A 23173-nucleotide genomic window follows, 5' to 3' on the forward strand; every position below is an offset into this window, starting at 1 on the left:
GGCCCGGCGTCCCCCGGCTGACCTGGGCGTTCCCTGAGTCGCACGTGTGTTCGATGGCTGGTTTATGGTGGTGCAGGACAGCGATCGGAGGCAGGGGGGACGGGCGTGGTGGGAGGTGCGTGGGGATGGGCGGGGAGGCGGCGGCGGGGTTCGCGCATCTGCACGTGGCCTCGGGGTTTTCGATGCGGTACGGGGCCTCGCTTCCGGAGCGGCTGGTGGAGCGGGCGGGGGAGCGGGGGATGGGTGCCGTGGCGCTGACCGACCGGGACACGCTGGCCGGGGCCGTGCGGTTCAGCAAGGCGTGCGCGCGGGCCGGGGTCAGGGCGGTGTACGGGGTGGAGCTGGCCGTCGAGCCGCAGCGTCCGCGGCCCCGGGAGCGGCGGCGCACGCCGGTGCGTGGCGGGGCGTACGCGGACGAGTCCGCGCCCCGCGTGGTCTTCCTCGCCCGGGACGGCGCCGCGGGCTGGGCCGCCCTGTGCCGCCTGGTCACCGCCGCCCACGCGAGGGCAGACACAGAACGCCCCCTGCTGCCCTGGGAGGAGGCGCACGGCGAGGGGCTGACCGTCCTGCTCGGGGCGGACTCCGAGCCCGGCCGGGCCCTGGCCGCCGGGCGCCCCGACCTGGCCGCCGCCCTGCTGGAGCCCTGGCGGGAGCGGTTCGGCGGCGCGCTGCGGCTGGCGGCGGAGGCGAGCGGCCCGGAGAGGACGGCCGCCCGCACCCTGGAGCTGGCGGCCGAGCGGCGGGTGACCCCGGTGCTGACCAACGCCGTGCGCTACGCCGACCCCGGCCAGGGCCGGGTCGCGGACGTGCTGGACGCGGCCCGCCGCCTCGCCCCCATCGACCCGCGCCGCGGCCTGGACGGCGGCGAACGCTGGCTGAAGGGCCCGGCGGAGATGGCGCGGGCCGCCGAGCGGATCGCCACGGCGGCCGGCTACGGGCGTTCCGCCGCGCGCCGGCTGCTGGAGCACACCGCCGCGACCGCCGCGGCCTGCCGGGTGGACCCGGTCACCGACCTGGGCATCGGCCGGGTGCACTTCCCCGAGCCCGGCCTCGTCGGCGCGGCCCGCCGCACCGCCGACCGGGTGCTGCGCTCCCGCTGCGCCGCCGGGATGGTGGCGCGCCGCTACGACCGCGACCGCGCCCGCTGGGAGCGGCTGGAGGAGGAGCTGGCGATCATCCGGCGGCTGGGCTTCGCCTCCTACTTCCTGACCGTCGCCCAGGTGGTGGAGGACGTCCGGGGCCTGGGCATCCGGGTCGCCGCCCGCGGCTCGGGCGCCGGTTCGCTGGTCAACCACCTCCTCGGCGTCGCCCACGCCGACCCCCTGGCGCACGGCCTGCTGATGGAACGCTTCCTCTCCCCGCGCCGGGCCGCGCTGCCCGACGTGGACATCGACGTGGAGTCCGCCCGCCGCCTGGAGGCGTACCGCGCGATCTTCCGCCGGTTCGGCCCCGAGCGGGTCGCCACCGTGGCCATGCCCGAGACCTACCGGGTGCGGCACGCCATCCGGGACGTGGGCCTGGCGCTGGGCCGGGACCCGGAGGCCACCGGCGAGCTGGCCAAGGCGTTCCCCCACATCCGCGCCGGGGACGCGCGCGCCGCCCTGGCCGAGCTGCCCGAACTGCGCGGCGTGGACCCCGAGGAGCACGGCGGCGCCCGGATGTGGGAGCTGGTCGAGGCGCTGGACGGGCTGCCGCGCGGGGTCGCCATGCACCCGTGCGGGGTGCTGCTCTCCGACGCCACGCTGCTGCGGCGCACGCCCGTGGTGCCCACCAGCGGCGAGGGCTTCCCCATGTCGCAGTTCGACAAGGAGGACGTGGAGGACCTCGGGCTGCTGAAGCTGGACGTGCTGGGCGTGCGGATGCAGTCCGCGATGGCGCACGCGGTGGGCGAGATCGAGCGGGCCACCGGCGAGCGGGTGGACCTGGACGACCCCGCGCAGGTGCCGGACGGGGACCCGGCCACCTACGCGCTGATCCGCTCGACCGAGACGCTGGGCTGCTTCCAGATCGAGTCCCCCGGGCAGCGCGACCTCATCGGGCGGCTCCAGCCCGAGACGTTCCACGACCTCGTAGTCGACATCTCGCTCTTCCGGCCGGGCCCCGTCGGCGCCGACATGGTGCGGCCCTTCATCGAGGCCAGGCGCGGGCGGCGCGCGCCGCGCTACCCCCACCGGGACCTGGAGAAGGTGCTGGCCGAGACCCATGGAGTGGTGATCTTCCACGAGCAGGTCATCGGCGTGATCTCCGAAATGACCGGCTGCGACCGGGCGCTGGCCGACGAGGCCCGGCGGGCACTGTCGGACCGGGAACGCCAGGGGCGGGTGCGCGGCTGGTTCGCGGCCGAGGCGGCGCGGCGGGACTACCCGCCGGAGGTGATAGCCCGCACCTGGGACATCCTGGAGTCCTTCGGCAGCTTCGGCTTCTGCAAGGCGCACGCGGTCGCCTTCGCCGTGCCCACCTACCAGTCCGCCTGGCTGAAGGCGCACCACCCGGCCGCCTTCTACGCCGGGCTGCTGACCCACGACCCCGGCATGTACCCGAAACGGCTGCTGCTGGCCGACGCGCGGCGGCGCGGCGTTCCGGTGCTGCCGCTGGACGTCAACCGCTCGGACACCGCCTATCGAATCGAACTGGAGTCCGAGTCAGGGAGTTGGGGCGTCCGCCTCGCGCTCGGGGAGGTCCGGGGCATCTCCGAGGAGGAGGCCGAACGCATCGCCGCCGGCCGCCCCTACGCCTCCCTCACCGACCTGCTCGCGCGCGCCGCCCCCTCCCGGCCGGTCGCCGAAAGGCTCGCCCAGGTCGGGGCGTTGGACACGTTCGGCGCCAACCGGCGGGACCTGATGCTGCACATCGCGGAGCAGCACGGGCACCGGCGGCGCGGGGGCGCGGGCGCCGGGGCCGGGCGTCAGCTTCCCTTCGCGGACGGGGAGCTGACCCCGCCCGCCGGGCTGCCCGACCTGGACGGGGACGAGCGGCTCGGCGCCGAGCTGGGCGTTCTGGGCATGGAGACCTCCCGCCATCTGCTCACCGGGTACGGGGAGTTCCTCGCGGAGCTGGGCGTGCGGCCGGCCCGCGCGCTGCGCGCGGCGGAGCACGGCGAGACCGTCCTCGTCGCCGGGGCCAAGGCCGCCACCCAGACCCCGCCGATCCGGTCGGGCCGGCGCGTCATCTTCCTCACCCTGGACGACACCACGGGCCTGACCGACCTCGCGTTCTTCGAGGACAGCCACGCGGCCTGCGCGCACACGGTCTTCCACTCCTGGCTGCTGCTGGTGCGCGGCACGGTCCAGCGGCGCGGGCCGCGCACGCTGAGCGTGGTCGGGGAGGCCGCGTGGGACCTCGCGGAGCTGGCCGGACTGCGGGCCTCCGGCGGGCTCGGGGCGGTGGCGGAACGGCTGGCGGTGCGGGGCGCTCCGCGGGGCGTTTCGGAGGGCGTTCCCGGAGAGGGAGGCGACAAGGCGACGGGTGGACAAGGGGACGAAGCGACAGAGCGCCGGATCGAGATGCCGACGGGGGCCGTGCTCCACCCGTGGGCCGACCTCCGCACGGCCGGGGACCCGGCCAAGTCGCCCGCCCTGCGCAGGTTCTGGCACGCCAGCCCCGGGAGCGCGGGATGAGCGGGGGAACGCCCGGGGCGGGCGCCACGGTGCTCTACGTCCGCTACCTCGGCCTGGCGGACGGGAGCGCCGGGGGTGCCCCGGCCTCGCATGGCCGGGACACCCCGGGCGTGGAGGCGGGGGGCGGCCTGTCCCCGCGTGGCCGGGCCGGGGGGCGGCGCCCTCAGGGGCCGGGCGCCCCCGGCGCGGGAGCAGCGGGGCCGGGTGCCGCCGGGGCGGGCGTGGGGGTGGAAGCCCCGGACTCGGGCGGTCCCGGGGAAGAGGCGTACGACCGACTGCTCGGGCTGCTGCGCGAGTTCACCCCCGTCGTGCAGCCGCTGCCGCCCGCCGCCGCGCTGGCCGAACTGGGGGGCGCGTTGCGGTACTTCGGGTGCGGGGCCGGGCGGCTGGCGGAGGTGGTGCGGGTGCGGGCGCTCGCGTTGCACGGGGTGGACTGCGTCATGGGGGTCGGGCCCAATCCGGTGCTCGCGCGGATGGCCGCCGATCTGCGGGAGGGGCCCGGGGTCAGCGAGGTGCCCGACGAGCCGGGGGCCGTCGCCGCCTTTCTCGCGGAGCGGCCGGCCGCCGCCCTGCACGGGGTCGGCGCCGCCACGGCCCGGACCCTGGCCGGGTACGGCCTGACCACCGCGGGCCGGATCGCCGCCGCGCCGCCCGCCACCCTCCAGCGCATCCTGGGCCCCGCCACGGCCCGCCGCGTCCACGCCCTGGCCCGCGGCATCGACCCCACCCCCGTCACCCCCGGCGCCCCGCCCCGCTCGGCCTCGGCGGAACACCGGTACGAACACGACGAGCTGGACCACGACGCCCGCCGCCGCACCCTGCTCGCCCTGGCCGACCGGCTGGGCCACCGGCTGCGCGGCGAGGGCCGCGCCGCCCGCGTCCTCACCCTCACCGTCCACTACGCCGACCGTTCCACGACCACGCGCAGCCGGACGTTGCCCGAGGCCACCGCGCACACCCCGGCGCTGGCCGCCGCGGCCTACGCGCTGCACGACGCGCTCGGGCTCCAGCGGGCCCGGGTGCGGGCCGTGGCGCTGCGGGCGGAACGGCTCGCGGACGCCGCGCAGGCCCACCGGCAGCTCTCCCTCGACCCCGCCGACGAACGCCGCCGCCGGGCGGAAGCCGCGGCCGACCGCGCCCGCCGCCGCTTCGGCACCGGGGCGGCCGGACCCGCGGGGGCGCTGGGCGCGGCGTAGGGGCGGGCGGGGGGCCCGGGAGCCGCGACAATGGGAGGACGCCGATCCGGGGGAGTGCTCGTCCCCCGGATCGGCGCCGTCACTCAGGCCGGGGCCAGGCTGTCACTCAGGCCGGGGCCAGGCTGAAACGCCGCCGCTCGGCGTCGATCGCCAGGATCCGCACCGAGACCCGGGCCCCGACGGGCCAGGTCTCCTGGTACGCCAGGCCGTCGAAGCCGTCGCACGTCACGAACGAGCCGAACGGCGCGTTCTGGCTCACCACGCCCTCGATCACGTCACCGGTCCGGTGCCGGGCGAGAAAGTCCTGCCAGCTCATGTGTCACCTCCCTTCCGCTGCGAGTGGCATCAGGCTCAACTCGCGGGCGGGGGCGGGCCTCTGGCCCGCGCGGTGATCAAGCGGCGGCCGGGTACCCGTTCTGTGCGCGGCACATGGCCAACCCGGCAGTCATGCCGTCAGGTTAACGGACGCCCCGGACGCGTGTCACTCCCCGGCATCGCGCGCGGACCCGGCCTCACGCGGGGCCTCCTCGTCCGCCGGGGCGCGGCGTCTGAGGATCGCGACCGTGGTGATCGCGGCCACCGCGAGGAGGAGCGGGCCGCCGACCAGCAGCACCGGCCAGGCGAGGGGGGCGCGGTCCTGGTACGCCCAGTCGCCGCCCGCGAAGACGGCCGACCCCGGGCGTTCCCCGGTGCCGCCCTCGACCCGGCCGCGGCCGGTGTCCCCGTCCGGGAAACGCCAGGTGCCCTCGCAGACCGTCTGCGCCACGCCGCCGCCCTCGGGGCGCTCCTCGCGGCAGCTCAGCTCGGTCAGGACGGCGTCCTCGCCGGTCAGCAGGCGGCCGGCGGAGTCCGCGGGCAGCCAGACCAGCACCCCGATGCCGCACAGCAGGAACAGCCACCGCACCGGGCGCGGCAGGCGCCGGCGGCGCCCGAAGCGGGGGGCGGGGGGCTCGTCGGGGGACCCGGCGCGGGCCGTGCCCGGCGCCTGCGGCGCGTCGTCGGCGGTCACGGCTGCATCACAGCAGCCATGGTGCCCCAGGGTTCGGCGCGGGAGAAACCCGCCTCCCGCTGGGGCAGAATCGGCCGGGTGAGTGTCACCTTGCGGGTCGTGATCGACCCGGGCGCGCCGGCCGCCCCCTACGAGCAGCTTCGGGCCCAGATCGCCGGGCAGGCCAGGGCGGGGACGCTGCCGGCCGGGTACCGGCTGCCGACCGTCCGGGGGCTCGCCGAGGAACTGGGGCTCGCGGCGAACACCGTGGCCAAGGCGTACCGGGCGCTGGAGGCCGACGGGGTCGTCGAGACCCGGGGCCGCCACGGCACGTTCGTCGCGGCGGCGGGGGACGCGGCGGCCCGCGAGGCCGCGGCGGCGGCCCGCGCCTACGCCGAACGGGCCCACCGCCTCGGCCTGGACCACGCGACGGCCCTGACCACGGCCCGGGAGGCGCTCCGCGCCGCGTACGAGGGCCCTGCGGGCGGCTGACGCACGCTGCCCGCGGGTCCGCGCACTGCGCCGAACGCCCGGCCGCGCGCCGGCGCCACGACGACGCCCGCCGCGGGCCGCGCAGGGCTGCTTTGGGGTGTGCCCCCTGGCCTGCGCGGCGGTCCGGCGCGTTTCCCTGCCGGGTCGGCCGGGGTGAACGCCCCGTGCGCGGGGCCACGGTGCGTGTCCCCTGCCGGGCCGCCGAGGTGAGAACGCCCCGTGTGCAGGGCACGGCGCGTGCCCCGGGCGCGCGGGGACAGCCCCCGGGCGCGAAGCGAGGGGCGTTCCCGCCCAGGTGGCGGAGGAGGTCCCGGGCCCGTCGGCGCGCGCCGTGTCCGGGCCTGCCGCCCGGGGGTAGGGGGCGGCAGGCCCGGGGCCCGGCCCGGCGTGGAGGCCCGGCCCCGTGAGCGGGGCAGGGTGCGGGCCGGGCCGGACCGGGGGCGTGCGGGCCCTGGCGGACCGGGCCGGCCCGCGGGGGAGCCCGGTCCCGGCCGGGGTGCGGGGCCCCGTCGGGTTCGGTCCTCCGGGGTCGGCAGGCCGCGCCGGTTCCCGGCCGGGGCGCGGGCCCCGGCCGGGACGTGCGGGTCAGCTCCGGGGGCGGGTGGGGCGGGCCGCCGGGCCGCCGCCCCAGAGCCAGACGGCCGTGTCGGGGGGCACCAGGCCCCCGGTGACCCGGTCGCTGGTCAGCAGCACGCCCCAGTTGCGCGGCAGCGCGTACGGCTTCTCCGAGAGGTTCACCACGCAGCGCAGCACCGGCGAGCGCTCGAAGGCCAGCACGCCCTCGGGGGCGTCCAGCCAGCGCAGGCCCTCACCCCGGAAGCCGGGCTGCTCCTGCCGCAGCCGCAGCGCCGCGCGGTACAGCTCCAGCATCGAGCCGGGCGTTCCCGACTGCGTCTGGGCGCTGACGCCCTCCCAGCCCGCCGGCTGCGGCAGCCACGGCTTGCTGCCCTTGGGGCCGAAGCCGAACGGGCTGTCCGACCCGGACCAGGGCAGCGGAACGCGGCAGCCGTCCCGGCCGCGCACGGTGTGCCCCGAGCGCTCCCACGTCGGGTCCTGGAGCGCCTCCTCCGGCAGGTCCTCCACCTCCCACAGGCCCAGCTCCTCGCCCTGGTACACGTAGGCGCTGCCGGGCAGGGCCAGCATTAACAGGGCGGCGGCCCGCGCGCGGCGCAGACCCAGCTCGCGGTCCGAGGGGCCGGCGCCCTCGTCGTGCTCGCGGGTGACCGTCACGGTCCGGCCGTAGCGGGTGACGTGCCGGGGCACGTCGTGGTTGGAGAGCACCCACGTGGAGGGCGCGCCGACCTCCCCGAGCGAGGTGACGCTGCGGTCGATCACCGCGCGTAGCTCCGCCGGGTCCCACGCGGCCTTCAGGAACGAGAAGTTGAACGCCGTGTGCAGCTCGTCCTGGCGCACGTACAGCGGGAGGCGGTCCGGGGCGACGTGCGCCTCGGCCACGAACACCCGGTCGCCGCCGTAGGACTCGGCGATCTTCCGCCAGGTGCGGTAGATCTCGTGCACCTCGTCCTGGTCCCAGTGGGGGTGGCTGTCGCGGTGCCGCTCGTTCTCGAAGACCAGGTCCTCGGGGATGCCCAGGTCCGGCAGGGCCGGGTCCTTGGCCAGCCCGTGCGCCACGTCGATGCGGAAGCCGTCCACGCCCCGGTCGAACCAGAAGCGCAGGATCGACTCGAACTCCGCCCGCACCTCCCGGCTGGCCCAGTTGAGGTCGGGCTGCTCGGGCGCGAACAGGTGGAGGTACCACTGGCCGGGGCTGCCGTCCGGCTCCGTGACCCGCGTCCAGGCGCGCCCGCCGAAGCGGCTGCGCCAGTCGTTGGGCGGCAGGGACCCGTCCGGGCCGCGGCCGTCGCGGAAGACGTACCGGTCGCGCTCGGGGGAGCCGGGGGGCGCCTGAAGGGCCTCGGTGAACCAGCGGTGCTGGTCGGAGGTGTGGTTGGGGACGATGTCCAGGACGACGCGGATGCCCAGGCCGTGGGCCTCCGCGATCATCTCCTCGGCCTCGGCGAGCGTGCCGAAGCCCGGGTCGATGGCGCGGTAGTCGGCGACGTCGTACCCGCCGTCGGCCATCGGGGAGGGGTACCAGGGGTTGATCCAGACGGCGTCGACGCCCAGTTCCTCCAGGTAGGGAAGGCGGGCGCGGAGCCCGGCGATGTCACCTATGCCGTCGCCGTTTCCGTCGGCGAAACTGCGGATGTAGACCTGATAGATGACGGCCGAGCGCCACCAGGGCGTGGCCGTGTTCTGGCGGATGCGGGTGCGGGGCACGTATCTTCCATTCCTCTTGCGAGTTGACCCTGGAAAATGCGCGGTTGGGGCGGCTCACCGCGCAGTAGTGCGGCTGTTCTGGTCCGGTTCGGGTCCCGGCCGGGGTGAGAGGTGTTGGTGTCGTGGACGCGCGGCGCTGGCCGCGCCTGTGGTGCTCCGGACAACGAGCCGGGTGGGCACCACCACCTGGGTCGGCTCCTCGCACGCCCCGGACAGCGCGTCCAGGATCTGGCGGGCGAGCAGCTCCCCCTGGTGAGCAACGGGTTGTGCGACGGTGGTCAGGCCGAGCAGCTCGGCGGTCTCGTGGTTGTCGAACCCGACCACCGAGACGTCGTCGGGGGCGCGCAGCCCCATGCGATTGAGGGTGCGCAGCGCGCCGAAGGCCATCTGGTCCGACTCCGCGAAGACGGCGGTGGGCGGGTCGGGCAGGCTCAGCAGCTTGGCCATGGCGGAGGCGCCCTCGTCGATGCCGAAGTTCCCCGGGGCCTCCAGGTCGGGGTCGTAGGGGATGTCGGCCTCGGAGAGCACCGTGCGGTACGCGTGCTGGCGCACGATCGGGGTGGTGAATCCCCGCGGGTCGCCCAGGGCGCCGGTGATCATCCCGATCCGGCGGTGGCCGAGGTTGATGAGGTGGCGGACTGCCGTGCTCGCCCCCTCCGCGTTGTCGATGGAGACGTGCCAGCAGCCGGGGATGCGGGTGCCGAGAACGGCCACCGGCACCTCCATCGACACCAGCGCCTCGCACTCGGCCGCGGACAGCGGCAGGTTGAGCACGATCAGCGCGTCCACGCGGCGGCGGAGCGGCATGCGCGAGAAGAAGCGCTCGTGCACCCGCTCGTCGCCGAGGTTGTACAGCAACAGGTCCAGGTCGTGCGCCCGGAGGACCGAGTCGATGCCGGCCACCACCTGGCTGTAGAACCACCGGTTGACGAACGGCAGGATGACGCCCACCGTCCCCGTCCGGCCGGAGGCGAGGGAGGAGGCATGCGGGGAGACCGCGTACTGCAGCTCCTCCGCCGCGCGCAGCACTCGCTCACGGGTCGCCTCGGACACGTTCGGCAACCCCCGCAGGGCGCGCGAGACGGTGGCGGTGGACACCTCCGCGCGCCGCGCGACGTCGATGATGCTGGCGGCCATAACCCTCCGATCACGGCAGTGAGCCGAACGTACTGCCGACCGGAGGGTAATGCAATCGTTTACATGAAAAGATCTTGATATCGCGGGCCGTTGGCGTGGCCGGCCGCGGAACTGACGGGGAATCCGCAGTTCAGAAGCGGGAAACGGCCGATGTAAACGTGTACATGAGTGCGCGTCCTGTCCGGGGCAACGGCCGCCTCCCATGATCGGGCAGGGGGGAGGGGGGCGTACAGCCCGCGCACGGGTGACCGGGGGGAACGCGTATCCCGCGGTGTTCGTCAACCCCGTTGCGGGGAAAGGTGAAAGGTGGGCCCGGGATACCCATGCGCGGTCGTGGGGCGTTAGGGTTACCCTGCCCGGACCGGGTGCCGTAGGACGGGTGGGAGAGGCATGAAGCAGATAACAGCGCGCAGCAGGCCGCCGCGGGTGCCTGCGATCAACTGCGGGACCAGTGCCAGCAGCACGCGTCTCGACCGCCACTTGAGCGTGCTCTCCGGCCCGGCCGTGCCCCAGCGCGAGGCCGAGGAGGCCACCACGCTGATGCGCGAGCTGACGAGGCGGGACGAGCGGCCCGCCGCGCGCGGCAACCGCGGAGCCCGCGTCCTGCTGGTCTCGCCGCTGCGGCGGCTGCGCCGCACCTTCTTCGGCGGACGCGGCTGACAGGCCGTCGGCCGGGGTCCCGGCCGACGGCCCGCTCCGGTGTCTCCCCCCGACCCACGGCACGCACCCGGGGAGGCGCCCCTTCAGAGCGGCCGGACGCCGACCGGCCGGCATCCCCGGTCACGGCCGGGGTGGTGTCGGGCCCGGCGGGGCCCAGCGCGGAGCGCTCATGGCCGGTCTTTCCCGAGAGGCCCTGGGAAGTGGCGGGGGAAACCCTTCCAGGCCGCGTCGTAGTCCCGCTGCCTGAGCGCGGTGCCGGCCGCCTGCGCGGTCAGCGTCACCGGCCAGGGGGTCTCGAACATGAACGCCAGGCCCTCGTCCGCCTTGCGCGGGGTCAGCTCCGCCTCCGTGGCCGCCTCGAAGGTCTCCCGGTCGGGGCCGTGCGCGGACATCATCGGGTGCAGCGAGCCGCCGCCGGGCAGGAATCCGGACGCCTTGGCGTCGTAGGCCCCCTCGATCAGGCCCATGTACTCGCTCATCACGTTCCGGTGGAAGTACGGCGGCCGGAAGGTGTCCTCGGCCACCAGCCATCGCGGGGCGAAGACCGCGAAGTCGGCCGCCGGGCAGGTCAGCACGGTGAAGAGCGACGGGTCGGGATGGTCGAAGCTGACCGAGCCCAGGACGTTGAACCGCCGCAGCGGGTAGACGTACGGCACGTGGCTGCCGTGCCAGGCCACCACGTCCAGCGGCGAGTGGTCCCAGGCCGAGGCCCACAGGTTCCCGCAGTACTTGGCAATCACCTCCACCGGCCGGTCCGCGTCCTCCTCGTACGCCGCGTGCGGGGCCACGAAGTCCCTCGGTGCGGCAAGGCCGTTGGCCCCCACGGGGCCCAGCTCGGGCAGGGCCAGCGGCGGGCCGTGGTTCTCCAGCACGTACCCCGCCGCCGGGCCGTCCGGCAGCTCGGCCAGGAAGCGCACTCCGCGCGGGATCAGCGCCACGTCGCCCGGGCCGGCCCGCAGTGGCCCGAACTCCGTGCGCAGCAGCAGCGTTCCGCGCTGGGGAACGATCAGCAGCTCGCCGTCCGCGTCGCCGAAGACCCGGTCGCGCATCGGGACGTCCGCCCGGTACAGGTGGATCGCCATGCCGGTGCGGCGCGCGGGGTCGCCGTTCCCGCCCAGGGTCCACAGGCCCGCGACGAAGTCGGTGCCCGGCGGCGGGTCGGGCAGCGGGTCCCAGCGCTGCCGGTTGGGGTCGGGGACGGTCTCGGTGAACGGCCCGCCGCGCAGCGTGCCGTTGTCCGTCCTGCGGAACGGCGGGTGCGCGGCCGAGGGGCGCATCCGGTACAGCCACGAGCGCCGGTTGCGCGCCCGCGGCTCGGTGAAGGCCGTCCCGCTCAGCTGCTCGGCGTACAGGCCGAACGGGGGCCGCTGCGGGGCGTTCCTGCCCTGCGGCAGCGCGCCCGGCACCGCCTCGCTGCTGTGCTCGTTGCCGAAGCCCCGGTTGGCCGGGGCCGTGGTGCCCGTGTCCATCGCGCTCTCCCGCGGCGGGCCGCACGCGTCCCGCCGCGTCCGGCGTCCCAGCGGCCCCAGCCTCGTGCGACCGCAGGTCGACCGTAGGAACGCGCCGGGCGCGCGTCAACGACCGTGCGCCGAGCGCGTGAGCAGGTCCGCCACCGGCTTGCGGTTGCGGAAGGGCAGCAGCGCCTGCCGCATGTCCCGCAGGGCCCGCTCCGCGTCGCCCGAGCGCAGGCGCTCGCGCGCGGTAAGGAACGCCTCCCAGGAGGCGCAGGCCTCGTCCAGGTGCCCGCCGCGCAGCAGCAGCCCGGCGAAGCGGGCCTGGGTCAGCGCAAGGCCCCGCACGTCCGCGGCCGGCCGCTCCCCGGCCGCCCGCCGCAGCGCGGCCAGCGCCCCGGACAGGTCGCCCAGCGCCTCCAGCACCGACGCGGCCTGGAAGTGCAGGGCCGCGGCCGGGTAGCTGTCGAACGGGTCGGAGGCGGCGCCCGCCCGATCCGCCGCCCGCTCGGCGCGCCCCAGCGCCGACAGCGCCCCGCGCCGGTCCCCGGTCAGGGCCAGCGTCACCGCGAACTGCGCCTGCGCGTACGCCTGGTGGGCCTGGGGGGCGGCGCGCGCCGCGCGCCCGGCGGCCTCGGCGAGCTGGAGCGCGGAGGGCAGGTGACCCAGGCGCTGCGCCTGCGCGCTCATCGCCCGCACCACCACGCTCCAGGCGGTGCGGTCCCCGGCCTCCCCGGCCAGGCGGTGGGCGTAGGTGTAGTACCGCTGGGCCACGCCGTGCAGCAGCCCGTCCTCGTACATCCGGGCCAGGAGGAACGCCAGCCGCGAGGCCGCCACCAGCAGCTCGGCCCTGGCCCGGCCGGCGGGCCTGGTGGCCAGCAGTGGGGCGACGTCGTCGGCCAGGTACGCGGACAGGGCGCTGCGCGCGTGGCGCCCGCCGTGGGCGTCGATGGAGGCGGCGAAGAAGGTCACCGCGTCGTGCAGCGCCGGGCCGGCCTCGGGGCGCCCGCCCGGCGGCCTGCCGGGCGAGGCGGGCCCCGGCGGGGTGGGCACGACCGCGTCGGCCACCCGGTAGGGCCGCTGGTGCAGGCCCACCCGCCGCTCGGCGTCCGCGTCGGAGCGGCACAGCGCGGTGAACCCGGCGACCGGGTCGGCGGGCCGCGCGTCCCTGGGGCGGCCCGGGAAGCCGGCGGCCTCGGGGGTGACGGCGCGGCCGATCCGGCGGGAGAGGGCCTCGGCCGCGAGCTGGGGGACCGGGTGGCGCGGCTGGGTGCCGGCGAGCCAGTGGGCGACGGCCGTCCGGTCGTAGCGCAGGGCGGCCCCTATCTCGGCGCCCAGGGCGTTGACGGCCCGCGCCAGCGCCTCCTGGGTCCAGCCCGCCTCGGTCAGCAGCGCCCGCAGCTGGTGGTTCGGGCCGCGCGGGTTCGTCATGGATCTGTGGTCTCACGGACACGGGACGTGAGGGCAGGGGCGCACGGGGGCATCCCGGCCGGGGCGGCGAGCCTCACGATCACACGATCGGGTGGGCCGCGCGGCCGGCCGGTCCAGCGTGGCGCGACGGCGGCCGGGTGCCCGCCCGACCGTGGGGCCATGAACGATCCGTACGCCTACGCCGACGTCGTCCGCCCGCCCCGCGCCCCGGCGCGTGGGGCGCTTCCGCCGCGCGCGGGAGGCCCGCCGGGCGTGGGCCCTGAGCGGGGCGCCGCCGGGGCAGGCGCGTGCCGCGCGGTACGCGCCCCCGGAGCGGCCCGGCCTCAGTAGGAGTAGCGGGTGACGGTCTGCGCGACGCAGACCGGCTTGTCGCCGCCCTCGCGCTCGATGGTCACCGTCAGGACCACCTGGAGGCCCCCGCCGGGCACGTCCGTGACCTCGGTGATCGTCCCGGTCGCGCGCAGCCGCGAGCCCGAGGGCACGGGCGCGGGGAAGCGCACCTTGTTCAGGCCGTAGTTGACGGCCATGGTGATGCCGTCGGGGATCATCAGCTGCGGAATCAGCTGGGGCAGCAGGGACAGCGTGAGATAGCCGTGCGCGATGGTCGTGCCGAACGGGCCGGTCGCGGCGCGCTCGGGGTCCACGTGAATCCACTGGTGGTCGCCGGTCGCCTCGGCGAAGAGGTCGATCCGCTTCTGCTCGACGGTCAGCCAGTCGCTGTAACCCAACTGCTCGCCGACCGCCGACCGCACGTCGTCGGGGGTCGCGAAGATCCGTGGCTCTGCCATCCGGCCAGCATACTCGCGGGTAGCCGGGCCGGGGCCCCCGGGCCGCGTGGTCCTCGTCCGGCCCCGGCGGTTGTCGCCCCGCCCCGGCGGTCCTCACTCGGGCCCGGGCGCCAGCAGCGCCGCCGCCCCCAGCAGCGCGGCGGCCCCCACCACCCCGGCCGCCCCCAGGACCGTGCGGGCCCCGGCGGCGCGCGGCCTGGCGTTCGCCAGCGCCCGGATGCGCCCGTGCGCCAGCAGCAGGAAGCCCACCCACAGCAGGGCCGCCCCGGCCACCGCGGCCCAGGCCGCCGGGCCGCCGCCGTGCCCCGCGCCGTCCCCGGTGGCCGCCCCGCGCACCGCGAGGACCACGACCAGGGCGAACGCCAGCGTCGTGCGCCGCCAGGCCAGCCGGGTCCGCTCCGGCTGGGCGCCGGGGTCCCGGGCCTGGGCGCCCTCGTCCCTCACGCCCCGCCCGCCAGCACCACGGCGATCACGAGCAGCGCGGCCACGGCCGTTCCCACCGCGAGCAGCGCCGGGAACCTGCTGGGCGGCAGGTCCTCGCCGCGCCGCATCGCCCGCTCCGAGCGGGCCCAGTGGTTGACCGCCCGCACCGCGCACAGCGCGCCGCCCGCGAGCAGCAGCACCGCCACGGAGGTGCGCACGGCCCAGCGCAGGTCGGTCAGGAACTGGTCCACCGCGATCCCGCCCGCCAGCAGGGCCAGCGCGGTCCGCAGCCAGGCCAGGAAGGTCCGCTCGTTGGCCAGTGAAAACCGGTAGTCCGGCGTTGCGCCCTCGGCCCTGACGCGCTGGGGGGAAAACCACAGCAGCACCGCGTCCCGGGCTCTTCGGATCATGTGACAAAGCCTAGGCGCCGGGGGCGCGCGCGGCCCGTGGCGGGCGTCACCCCGGCCGAGCCAGCCCTGCCGGTCCTCACCGGGGGAGCAGGGAGCCGAGGGGGCCCAGGTCGAGGTTCAGCTCCTCGGGGGCCACCCCGTACCGCTCGCACAGCTCTTCCATCCGCTCGGCCAGCAGCATCAGCGTCAGCCCGATCCGCTCCTCCTGCTCCGGGGTGAGGTCGCCGTGCTCGACGCGGCGCAGCGCCTGGCGTTCCATCAGCTCGCGCAGCAGCTCCACCACGGTCAGCACCAGGCGCATCAGGTCCCGCTCGACCGTGTCCCGGTCCAGCTCCACGCGGCGGCTCACGGCGCCTCCCCGGGGGCCACAGAGGTGATCAGCGCCCGCAGGTCGATCCGGACCAGGTCCACGTCCGCGATGCGCAGGGTCAGGTGGCCGGCCAGGACCACGCCCCCGGCCAGCAGCCGGTCCAGCAGGTCCACCAGGGCCGGCTCGCGGGCGCAGGCGCCGCCCTCCTCCCGCCAGACGCTCCTCGCGCTCGCCACCTCGGGCAGCCGGCCCGCCGCGCTCACGGGGCCGCCCCCGGGCTTCCCGCGAGGCCGGCGAAGGAGTAGGGGACCCAGGGGCCGGTCAGGCTCAGGCGCACGCCCGGGAGCGTGCCGGCCAGCTCGGCGACCAGGGCGCGGAAGGGGTCCTCGCGGGTGCGGGGGACCAGGTAGGCGCCGTTGAGGAGGTTCTGGCCGCTCTCGCCCGAGAGGCGCGGGTCCTGCGGCGGGTGCAGCCGGCAGCGTTCGGCGGCGCCGGCCAGCGCCGTGTGCGCCTCGTGGGCGCGCGCCCTGACCTCGCGCCAGCCCTCCTCGGCGGAGCGGCGCTGCCGCGCCCGGCGTCGCAGGTAGTCGCGGCCGGAGGGGACGTTGCCCGTCCCGGGCGGGTCTTCGGGCTGCTCCGCCTGCGGGGCCGCCGCGTAGATCTTCACGCCCCACTCCGCGCGGCCGTCCAGGCGCTCGACGGCGGCGGCGAAACGCTCGCGGTGCTCGGCCAGCAGGCGGCGCACGCCGTCGGGGTCGAGGCAGACGGTGGCCAGGCGCAGCGGCACCACGCACCGTCCCGAGGCGGCCAGGGCGTTCACCACCCGCTGGTGGCCGCGGGCCGTGCGCTCCAGCCACGCCAGGTCCTCCAGGCGCTCGCGCAGCGGCCCCTCCCCGAACTCGGCCGCGGGGACGGGGCTCGCCAGCGCGGCGAGCCCGGCCTCGGTCACGGCCGTCAGCCCCGGCGGCCCGTCCGGCGGCGGCGCGGGGGCCTCCTCGGCCCGGGAGACGGCGTAGACGTACCACAGCTCCCCGGCGGCGCCCTCGGGCCGACGCCCCGGGCGCGGGCCGCTCTCGTCGCTTCCCTGTCGGATCACGGTCGCTCCTCCCGCTCGGGGGGCTCGTCCCTCGGGGGAGACGCCCCCTGCCCGTCACGTTCCGCGGGCGCGGGCGTCTCCCGGGCGGAGGTTCCGGGGCGCGCCGCCCCGGGCCCGCGCGCCTCGCGTTCCGCCCAGGGCCCGCGCCCGTCGCGTTCCACGCGCGGTCCGTGTTCCGCGTGCGCCTCGCCGGTCTCCCCGTCTGTCGCGCGTCCGTCGCGTTCCCCGCCGGTCTCGACGCCCTTCCTGCGTGGCTCGCGCGCGGAGCCGCCCTCCAGCGCCGAAAGGCGCTCGCGCAGGCGGGCGTTCTCCTCGGTCAGTTCGCGGCGGCGGGCGGCGGTGGAGAGGGCGGGGTCGTCCTCCCACCAGTCGATGCCCATCTCCTTGGCCTTGTCCACGGAGGCCACCACCAGCCGCAGCTTGATGGTCAGCAGCTCGATGTCCAGCAGGTTGATCCGGATGTCCCCGGCGATCACCACGCCCCGGTCGAGCACCCGCTCCAGGATGTCCGCCAGGTTCGCGCCGCCGCCCGCGGCGTACGGGCCGGGGACGCCGCCCGCGCGGCCCTCCAGGAAGGAGTCCGTCATGAGCGCCCCCTCGCCGCCGCCTCGTCCAGCCGGTCCAGCAGCTCCTCCTCCAGGCGCTCGAACTCGGCCTCGCCGATCCCGCCCGCCTCCAGCCGCTCGTACAGCGCGGCCAGCGCGGCGCGCACGGCCTCCGGGTCGTAGTACTGCCGCTCGGCCTCGGCCACCACCTGCGCCACCACCCAGCCCGCGCCGCGCGCCGGGGCCAGCGGCAGCAGCGCCACCTCCCTGAGCAGACCGCCCACCAGCCCGAGCACGGTCAGGCCGCCTGGGCGGGCTCGGTGCGCACGAAGCTGTACGCCGGCAGCGGCCCCGTCACGCGGACGTCCATCTGCGGGCTGGCCGCGCTCAGGACCTCCACCGCCGTCAGGAAGGCCTCGGCGCGGTCCTTCTCCACCAGGAAGGAGAGGTTGGCCACCCGGCCCGCGCCGCCGGGGCCCGCCACGTGCCGCTCGGCGTGCGGGGCCAAAGCCTCCACCACCTCGCGCGCGTCGCGCTCCTCGTGCCCCCGCAGCGCGTCGGCCACCAGCCGCCCCAGCCGCAGGCGTTCGGCGTAGGCGGCGCGCCCGCCCGTGCGGGTGGCCTCGTTCAGCGTGCGGATCTCGGGATGTTCCTCGATCACCCGGCGCAGCACGCGCTCCTCGCGGTGCATGGCCTTGACGTTGTACTCCGAGCGCCCGGTCACGGCGTCCAACTGCTCGCGGTACAGCTCCGCGTGCTCGGCCAGAGCGGCGCGCACCGCCGCGTCGTCCTGGGAGACGGCGCCGAAGCGCAGCGGCAGCACCGGCCCGCGCTCCGCCGCGGCCGAGAGCACCCGCTGGTGCGCGAACAGGTCGCGCCGCCGGGGCCGCAGCCCCGCCGGGCAGTCGCTGACGAGCGCCGCGGCCGGGCCCCGGCGCACCACCCGCACGGGCAGCGGCGGTTCGCCGATTCCCGTCAGGCCCTCCGGCAGGCGGGTGCCGGTGGCGCGGGTGATGCCGTAGACGTACGTGCTCACTCCGCGGCCTCCTTCTCCTGCTTCTCCTGCTTCTCCTGCTGCTCCTCGTCCTTCTCCCTGCCGCGCCGCGAGCCGCCGGTGGCGCGGCGGGTGGCCTTGGTCACGGCCTCGGCGGCCCCGGTCAGGGCGCCCTTGGCCTTCCCGTGCGCCCCCGACTCGCTCATGGAGCCGACCAGTTCGGGAACGCCCGGGTCCTTGCGCGGGCCGGCCTCCAGGTCGAGCCGGTTGCACGCCTCGGCGAACCGCAGGTAGGTGTCCACGCTGGCCACCACGACCCGGACGTCGATCTTGAGGATCTCGATGCCCACCAGCGAGACCCGGACGAACGCGTCGATCACCAGGCCCCGGTCGAGGATGAGTTCGAGCACGTCGTAGAGCGTCCCGGAGCGGGAGCCCGCCGTGTCGCGGGCCACCGGCGAGGCGACTGCCGTGGTCATGGTCCGTACCCTCCAGCCTCCTGCTGGCGCGTCCCGGAGCGGCCCCGCTCGTAGCGGTCCACCCGCCGGTAGCCGGTGATTCCCCCGTCGGCGCCGACGTTGATCCGGTAGGCGGCCATCAGGCTCATGGTGTCGGGGACGCGCGGGATCTCGGTGACCTCCGCCTCCAGGAGCCAGCCGTCCCCGTCCCGTTCGAGCCGGGTGACGGCCTCGGCCCGCAGGCCGGTCAGCTCGGCGAACTGGGCGCCCGCCGTCCGTATTACCTCTGCCGCGTCCATGGTCATGGCAGCAGCGGGTTCCTCACGGCGGGGTGGCGAAACGTCCGGACTCCGGGGGAGTCCCGGGCGGTCCTCGGGCGCCCCGGTGGCCGGTCCGCCGTGGCGGGCAGCATCAGGGCATGGGGGACAGGGGAGCGGGGGGCGGGAACGCGAGCCCCGCGCCGGAGGTGAACGCGCCGCCCGTGCGCGGGTGTTCGGCCGCGGAGGCGGCGCTGGAGGCGCGGGGGCTCGCGGTGCGGGTGGAGGAGGATCCGGCGGGGTGGGTGCGGCATCTGCGGGCCGCGCCGGGCGGGTGCGGGGTCAATCCCGCCTTCGACCCGGGGCGGGCGGGCTTCGGGGCCGGAGAGGGCTTCTGGCTGGCGGCCGTGGCGGCGGACGGCGGCCTGGCCGGGTGCTGCGCCTGCCGGCTGCTGCCGCCGGGGCCGTTCCTCGGCCTGCTGCGCACCGGGCGGCTGTGGGCGCGGGAGCCGCGGGCCGGGGACCCCGGGCCCGCCCTGTGCCTGGACCCCGGCCGCCTGCCGGGGTTCCGCGGCGCCGTCGGGCACATCGGCGGCCTGTGGGTCCACCCGGCGCGCCGCCGCTCGGGCCTGGCCGGGCTGCTGCTCCAGGCCACCCGGGCGCAGGCCCTGGCCCGCTGGGACCCGCTGGACTGGGAGACGGCCCTGTCCTTCGCCGCGGTCGCCGAGAGCCCCGGGCTGCGCGCGGCGTACCGGTTCGAGCACACGGTTCCGTGCGTGGACGGCTGGTTCCCGCCGACCGGGCGCGCCGAGCGCGTGCACCTCAACTACAGCTCCCGCCGCCACCTCCTGGCGCGGCTGGGGGAGTGCGGCGCCCCGGGCTGAGGGTCAACGGCCGCCTGTCGGCGGGGCGTCCGCCGCGGGGGCCGTGGGGCCCTCGCCCTCGCCGGGGCCGATGCGCAGGCGGAAGTCGCCGTTGTAGCGCTCGTCGCCCGCGATGACGGCCAGCTCCACGGCCTCCTCGCCGCGCTCGCCCCGCACGATCAGCTCGTCCCGCCGCAGGTCGCGCATCAGCGCCGCGCACAGCCCCACCATCACCAGGGCGAAGGGGACCGCGGCCAGGATGGTGAGGTTCTGCAGGCCGTCCAGCGCGGTCGTTCCGCCGTCCCCGATGAGCAGCATCACGGCCGCGACCGCCCCGGTCAGCATGCCCCAGAAGACGACGACGAGGCGGTGCGGCTCCAGCGTTCCGCGCTGCGAGAGCGTTCCCATGACGATGGAGGCCGCGTCCGCGCCCGAGACGAAGAAGATGCCGACCAGGACCATCACCAGCAGGGTGGTGGCCCCCGCCACGGGGTAGTCGCGCAGCACGGCGAAGAGCTGCCCCTCGGTGGTGGACTCCTCGGTCAGCCCCGCGCCCCGCTCCTCCAGCCGCATCGCCGTGCCGCCGAAGACCGCGAACCACACCAGGCTCACCGTGCTGGGCACCAGGATGACGCCGCCCACGAACTGCCGGATGGTCCGCCCCCGGCTGATGCGCGCGATGAACATGCCCACGAACGGCGTCCAGGAGATCCACCAGGCCCAGTAGAAGACCGTCCACCCCGACAGCCAGTCGGCCACGCCCTCCCCGCCGCTGGCCTCCGTGCGGGCGGCCATCTCCGGCAGGTCGTTGAGGAAGGAGCCCACGGAGGTGGGCAGCAGGTCCAGGATCAGCACGGTGGGCCCGGCCACGAAGACGAAGGCGGCGAGCAGGGCCGCGAGGACCATGTTGATGTTGGACAGCCACTGGATGCCGCGCTCCACCCCGGAGACCGCCGAGACCACGAACGCCGCGGTCAGCACCGCGATGATCGTCACCAGCAGGCCGGTGCCGACGTCCGAGAGCCAGTCCAGCTCCTCCACCCCGCTGCCGATCTGGAGCGCGCCCAGGCCGAGGGAGGCCGCCGAGCCGAAGAGCGTGGCGATGATGGCCAGCCCGTCGATGACCCGGCCCGTGCCGCCGTTGGCGCGGCGGGCGCCGATCAGGGGCTCGAACACGGCGGAGATCGTCTGCCGGCGCCGCCGCCTGAAGGTGCTGTAGGCGATGGCCATCCCGACCACGGCGTAGATCGCCCACGGGTGCAGCGTCCAGTGGAAGAGGGTGGTGGCCATGGCGGTCGCCATCGCGTCGCCGCCGTCCTGCGGGGAGGTGCCCGGCGGCGGGGTGGCGAAGTGGCTCAGCGGCTCGCTGACCCCGAAGAACATCAGCCCGATACCCATCCCGGCGCTGAACATCATCGCCACCCAGGAGACCGTCCGGAACTCCGGCTCCTCGCCTTCCTGGCCCAGCGTGATCCGCCCGTACCTGCTGACGGCCAGCCACAGCGCGAAGACCACGAAGCCGGAGGCGGCCAGGACGAACGCCCAGCCGGCGTTGTGGATCACGCTGCCCAGCGCGTCGCTGGTCACCTCGCCGAGCGAGTCGGTGGCCACCGCGCCCCAGACGACGAACGCCAGGGTCAGGGTTGCCGCCGCTCCGAAGACCACCCAGTCGGTGCGATGCCGCAGCCGTGAGGGCCGAAGGTCCCCGGTCGTCGTCCTCGGCCCCTGCGCACTCGGCCCCGCAAGCGACACGTGCCGTCCCCTTCCTGGTCGAACGGATTCCTGCCGAACGGTTCACAGCCCGCCGCGGGCCCCTGCCGCCGGACGGGGGAAGGGGGTCTACCGGGCGAACGCCGCAATTCCTATCGCAGCGCCCGTACCGTACCAAGCATGTGCCGTCCCGCCCGGGGCGCGCTCAGCGGCCGTTCGCCCCCCGTGAGGGGGCCGTGGCCGGGGCGCCCTCCAGGGCCGCGACCAGCCGCCGCAGCAGCGCGGCCAGCAGCTCCTCGTCCCCGCCGCCCGGCAGCTCCGGCCACGCCCCGCGCACCCGCTGATCCAGCCGCTGCCACAACTGGCGCCCGCGCGGGGTGAGATGAACCAGGATGCGGCGGCGGTCCAGCGGGTCGACCGTCCGGTGGACGACCCCGTCGTCCGTGAGCTGGTCCACCAGCCGCGTCAGGGTGGGCGGGGGCAGCACCACGTGCTCGGCCATCGCGGTCATCCCGTGGCCGCGGCCGTCCGCCAGCAGCGCCATCACCCGCCAGGCGTCCGCCGAACAGCCCGCCTCCTCCAGCGCGGCGCGCAGCCGGCGCACGGACAGCCGCTCCGCGCGGGTCAGCAGCGCGACCAGTTCCTCGACGGGGCGGTCGGGCGTGTCGGTCATCGCGGCGCTCCTCGGGCTCCGTTCCCCGGCGCACGCCGAGGGGGTGGCCCCACCATCGTACAAACCGACCGGTGGCGGCCGTTGGGCCGACGGCGGGGGTACGGTTTTTGGGCCCCAGGGTCCCGGCCCGGTCTCGATGGCCGGGACAACGGCCACAGCCGGGGCCCGCCCGCGCCATCATGTCCGGATGAGGGGCATACGCGCCGAGCACTCCGGGCCGCTGGCGGCCGACCCGGGGACGCTGGGCGTTGCCCTGGTGGTGCCCCGGCAGGGCCCCGCGGGGATCTTCGGCCCGGCCTGCGAGCTGTGCGCGCGCCTGGCGGCCGACGAGGTCAACGCGGCCGGCGGCGTGCTGGGCCGGGAGCTGCGGCTGGTGACGGTGGACGGCGGCGCCCCGCCGCCCCGGGTGGCCGCCGAGGTGGAGGCCCTGGTCGACTCGGGCATCGTGCGCGGCGTCACCGGCTGGCACATCTCCTCGGTGCGGCAGGCCCTGGCCCCGCGCGTGGCCCACCGGGTGCCCTACGTCTACACGGCGCTGTACGAGGGCGGGGAGAACTCCGAGGGCGTCTACCTCACCAGCGAGACGCCCGAGGGCCAACTGCGCCCGGCCATGCGCCTGCTGGCCGCCGAGCGGCGGGTGCGCCGCTGGTACGTGGTGGGCAACGACTACATCTGGCCGCGCCGCACCGCGCGCGCCGCCCACGCCTACGCCGCCGAGAGCGGCGGGCGGATCTGCGGGGAGAGCTATCTGCCGCTGGGCACCCACGACTTCGCGGCCGTGCTGCGCCGGATCGAGCGGCTGGACGCGGACGCGGTGCTGATGCTGCTGGTGGGCAGCGACGCGGTGCGCTTCAACCGGGCGTTCGCCGCCCGGGGCCTGGACGCGCGCAGCCTGCGGCTGAGCACGCTGATGGACGAGAACATGCTGGTGGCCAGCGGCGCCGAGGCCACCCGGGGCCTGAGCGCCACGGCCGGGTTCTTCGGGTCCCTGGCCACCGCCGACACCCTCGACTTCCACGGCCGCTACGGCGCGCGGTTCGGGGTGGACGCGCCGGCGCCCAGCGCGCTGGGGGAGTCCTGCTACGAGGGCGTGCTGCTGCTGGCGGCGCTGATCGGCCGGGCGCGCTCCTGGGAGGTGGCGGCCATCGAGGGCGCGGCGGCCGGGGTCAGCTACGAGGGCGCCCGGGGCGTTCTGCGGCTGCGCGGGCGGCACGTGCGCCAGCGGATCTACCTGGCCGAGGCGGACGGGCTCGACTTCGCGGTGACGGCCGACCTGGACGGCTGGAGCGGATAGACCGGGACCCCGTGCGGGGTGTCCCGGCGGCTACCCCACTTGACGCGGTGCGTGCCCCAAACGATAAGATCTCTTATATGGGCAAGACTTCTTATCTGGG

Annotated in this window: 23 protein-coding genes and 2 pseudogenes; 6 read left to right on the forward strand and 19 right to left on the reverse strand. The window is 76.4% G+C overall.

What is annotated here, in order from left to right:
* Positions 1–125 precede the first annotated feature (125 nt).
* Entirely contained in the window at positions 126–3617 is a 3492-nt protein-coding gene (locus tag RM780_RS02375; RefSeq protein WP_311628727.1) for a DNA polymerase III subunit alpha, read from the forward strand.
* Complete coding sequence (locus RM780_RS02380; RefSeq protein ID WP_311628728.1) at positions 3614–4813, forward strand: DNA polymerase Y family protein; 1200 nt, start codon at positions 3614–3616, stop codon at positions 4811–4813. The genes RM780_RS02375 and RM780_RS02380 overlap by 4 nt, the downstream gene beginning before the upstream one ends.
* 106 nt (positions 4814–4919) lie before the next feature.
* Here the strand turns inward: RM780_RS02380 and RM780_RS02385 are convergent, their stop codons facing one another.
* Together RM780_RS02385 and RM780_RS02390 are read right to left on the reverse strand one after the other, a co-directional pair.
* Positions 4920–5129, reverse strand: coding sequence for a hypothetical protein (locus tag RM780_RS02385; RefSeq protein ID WP_311628729.1), 210 nt, complete (start codon positions 5127–5129; stop codon positions 4920–4922).
* Positions 5130–5294: 165 nt separating this feature from the next.
* Entirely contained in the window at positions 5295–5822 is a 528-nt protein-coding gene (locus RM780_RS02390; protein ID WP_311628730.1) for a hypothetical protein, read from the reverse strand.
* A gap of 78 nt (positions 5823–5900) precedes the next feature.
* Here RM780_RS02390 and RM780_RS02395 point away from each other — a divergent pair, with 78 nt between their 5' ends.
* Positions 5901–6293: a GntR family transcriptional regulator gene (locus RM780_RS02395; RefSeq protein WP_311628731.1), complete on the forward strand. Its 393-nt coding sequence runs from the start codon at positions 5901–5903 to the stop codon at positions 6291–6293.
* Positions 6294–6878: 585 nt separating this feature from the next.
* Here the strand turns inward: RM780_RS02395 and RM780_RS02400 are convergent.
* Positions 6879–8573, reverse strand: a complete 1695-nt coding sequence (locus RM780_RS02400) for a glycoside hydrolase family 13 protein (RefSeq protein ID WP_311628732.1) — start codon at positions 8571–8573, stop codon at positions 6879–6881.
* A gap of 54 nt (positions 8574–8627) precedes the next feature.
* Positions 8628–9710: a LacI family DNA-binding transcriptional regulator gene (locus tag RM780_RS02405; protein WP_311628733.1), complete on the reverse strand. Its 1083-nt coding sequence runs from the start codon at positions 9708–9710 to the stop codon at positions 8628–8630.
* A gap of 390 nt (positions 9711–10100) precedes the next feature.
* Here RM780_RS02405 and RM780_RS02410 point away from each other — a divergent pair, with 390 nt between their 5' ends.
* Positions 10101–10370, forward strand: a complete 270-nt coding sequence (locus tag RM780_RS02410) for a hypothetical protein (protein WP_311628734.1) — start codon at positions 10101–10103, stop codon at positions 10368–10370.
* Positions 10371–10537: 167 nt separating this feature from the next.
* On the opposite strand, the gene hmgA is transcribed toward RM780_RS02410, so the two are convergent.
* The 13 genes and pseudogenes from hmgA to RM780_RS02475 all read right to left on the reverse strand — a co-directional run.
* Complete coding sequence (hmgA, locus tag RM780_RS02415) at positions 10538–11839, reverse strand: homogentisate 1,2-dioxygenase (RefSeq protein WP_311628735.1); 1302 nt, start codon at positions 11837–11839, stop codon at positions 10538–10540.
* Between the two features lie 105 nt (positions 11840–11944).
* On the reverse strand, positions 11945–13252 hold the full coding sequence (locus tag RM780_RS02420; RefSeq protein ID WP_311628736.1) for a hypothetical protein: 1308 nt from the start codon (positions 13250–13252) through the stop codon (positions 11945–11947).
* Positions 13253–13575: 323 nt separating this feature from the next.
* Positions 13576–14040: a MaoC family dehydratase gene (locus tag RM780_RS02425; protein WP_311628737.1), complete on the reverse strand. Its 465-nt coding sequence runs from the start codon at positions 14038–14040 to the stop codon at positions 13576–13578.
* Positions 14041–14133: 93 nt separating this feature from the next.
* A complete protein-coding gene (locus RM780_RS02430; protein WP_311628738.1) occupies positions 14134–14484 on the reverse strand; it encodes a DUF202 domain-containing protein in 351 nt (116 codons plus the stop codon).
* Positions 14481–14873 carry a YidH family protein gene (locus RM780_RS02435; protein ID WP_311628739.1) on the reverse strand — a complete coding sequence of 131 codons (393 nt, stop codon included), beginning with the start codon at positions 14871–14873 and terminating at the stop codon, positions 14481–14483. The genes RM780_RS02430 and RM780_RS02435 overlap by 4 nt, the downstream gene beginning before the upstream one ends.
* A 76-nt stretch (positions 14874–14949) precedes the next feature.
* Entirely contained in the window at positions 14950–15222 is a 273-nt protein-coding gene (locus tag RM780_RS02440; protein ID WP_311628740.1) for a gas vesicle protein K, read from the reverse strand.
* A complete protein-coding gene (locus tag RM780_RS02445; protein WP_394812875.1) occupies positions 15219–15419 on the reverse strand; it encodes a gas vesicle protein in 201 nt (66 codons plus the stop codon). Before RM780_RS02445 ends, RM780_RS02440 begins: the two co-directional genes overlap by 4 nt.
* Positions 15420–15442: 23 nt before the next feature.
* The gene (locus RM780_RS02450; protein ID WP_311628742.1) at positions 15443–16279 is read right to left on the reverse strand and encodes a GvpL/GvpF family gas vesicle protein; all 837 of its coding nucleotides are present in this window, start codon (positions 16277–16279) and stop codon (positions 15443–15445) included.
* Between the two features lie 233 nt (positions 16280–16512).
* Positions 16513–16866: pseudogene (locus RM780_RS02455) on the reverse strand (gas vesicle protein); the annotation flags it as partial.
* Positions 16863–17120 (reverse strand): gas vesicle protein GvpG, encoded by a 258-nt coding sequence (locus tag RM780_RS02460; protein ID WP_311628743.1) that lies wholly within the window; start codon positions 17118–17120, stop codon positions 16863–16865. The pseudogene RM780_RS02455 and the gene RM780_RS02460, both read right to left, overlap by 4 nt.
* Positions 17121–17122: 2 nt before the next feature.
* On the reverse strand, positions 17123–17860 hold the full coding sequence (locus RM780_RS02465; protein ID WP_311628744.1) for a GvpL/GvpF family gas vesicle protein: 738 nt from the start codon (positions 17858–17860) through the stop codon (positions 17123–17125).
* Positions 17857–18297 (reverse strand): gas vesicle protein GvpJ, encoded by a 441-nt coding sequence (gvpJ, locus tag RM780_RS02470; protein WP_311628745.1) that lies wholly within the window; start codon positions 18295–18297, stop codon positions 17857–17859. The genes RM780_RS02465 and gvpJ overlap by 4 nt, the downstream gene beginning before the upstream one ends.
* Positions 18294–18587 (reverse strand): annotated as a pseudogene (locus RM780_RS02475) (gas vesicle protein GvpO); the annotation flags it as partial. The pseudogene RM780_RS02475 and the gene gvpJ, both read right to left, overlap by 4 nt.
* Before the next feature lie 170 nt (positions 18588–18757).
* Here RM780_RS02475 and RM780_RS02480 point away from each other — a divergent pair.
* Entirely contained in the window at positions 18758–19417 is a 660-nt protein-coding gene (locus RM780_RS02480) for a GNAT family N-acetyltransferase (RefSeq protein ID WP_311628746.1), read from the forward strand.
* 3 nt (positions 19418–19420) lie between these two features.
* Here RM780_RS02480 and RM780_RS02485 read toward each other — a convergent pair whose 3' ends face one another.
* Together RM780_RS02485 and RM780_RS02490 are read right to left on the reverse strand one after the other, a co-directional pair.
* Positions 19421–21148: a BCCT family transporter gene (locus RM780_RS02485; protein WP_394812870.1), complete on the reverse strand. Its 1728-nt coding sequence runs from the start codon at positions 21146–21148 to the stop codon at positions 19421–19423.
* Between the two features lie 163 nt (positions 21149–21311).
* Complete coding sequence (locus RM780_RS02490; protein ID WP_311628747.1) at positions 21312–21779, reverse strand: MarR family winged helix-turn-helix transcriptional regulator; 468 nt, start codon at positions 21777–21779, stop codon at positions 21312–21314.
* Positions 21780–21966: 187 nt separating this feature from the next.
* Here RM780_RS02490 and RM780_RS02495 point away from each other — a divergent pair, with 187 nt between their 5' ends.
* The gene (locus RM780_RS02495) at positions 21967–23073 is read left to right on the forward strand and encodes a substrate-binding domain-containing protein (RefSeq protein WP_311628748.1); all 1107 of its coding nucleotides are present in this window, start codon (positions 21967–21969) and stop codon (positions 23071–23073) included.
* The last annotated feature ends 100 nt before the right edge of the window (positions 23074–23173 follow it).

The organism is Streptomyces boetiae (genome assembly GCF_031845405.1).
In the GTDB taxonomy this organism is placed as follows: Bacteria; Actinomycetota; Actinomycetes; order Streptomycetales; family Streptomycetaceae; genus Streptomyces; species Streptomyces boetiae.

Bases quoted from the DNA above. Each gene is read 5' to 3' on its own strand.
- RM780_RS02495 (WP_311628748.1), top strand. From the start codon at position 21,967: ATGAGGGGCATACGCGCCGAGCACTCCGGGCCGCTGGCGGCCGACCCG.
- RM780_RS02380 (WP_311628728.1), top strand. From the start codon at position 3,614: ATGAGCGGGGGAACGCCCGGGGCGGGCGCCACGGTGCTCTACGTCCGC.
- RM780_RS02425 (WP_311628737.1), bottom strand. From the start codon at position 14,040: ATGGCAGAGCCACGGATCTTCGCGACCCCCGACGACGTGCGGTCGGCG.
- RM780_RS02375 (WP_311628727.1), top strand. From the start codon at position 126: ATGGGCGGGGAGGCGGCGGCGGGGTTCGCGCATCTGCACGTGGCCTCG.
- RM780_RS02420 (WP_311628736.1), bottom strand. From the start codon at position 13,252: ATGACGAACCCGCGCGGCCCGAACCACCAGCTGCGGGCGCTGCTGACC.
- RM780_RS02405 (WP_311628733.1), bottom strand. From the start codon at position 9,710: ATGGCCGCCAGCATCATCGACGTCGCGCGGCGCGCGGAGGTGTCCACC.
- RM780_RS02435 (WP_311628739.1), bottom strand. From the start codon at position 14,873: ATGATCCGAAGAGCCCGGGACGCGGTGCTGCTGTGGTTTTCCCCCCAG.
- RM780_RS02490 (WP_311628747.1), bottom strand. From the start codon at position 21,779: ATGACCGACACGCCCGACCGCCCCGTCGAGGAACTGGTCGCGCTGCTG.
- RM780_RS02410 (WP_311628734.1), top strand. From the start codon at position 10,101: ATGAAGCAGATAACAGCGCGCAGCAGGCCGCCGCGGGTGCCTGCGATC.
- gvpJ (WP_311628745.1), bottom strand. From the start codon at position 18,297: ATGACCACGGCAGTCGCCTCGCCGGTGGCCCGCGACACGGCGGGCTCC.
- hmgA (WP_311628735.1), bottom strand. From the start codon at position 11,839: ATGGACACGGGCACCACGGCCCCGGCCAACCGGGGCTTCGGCAACGAG.
- RM780_RS02385 (WP_311628729.1), bottom strand. From the start codon at position 5,129: ATGAGCTGGCAGGACTTTCTCGCCCGGCACCGGACCGGTGACGTGATC.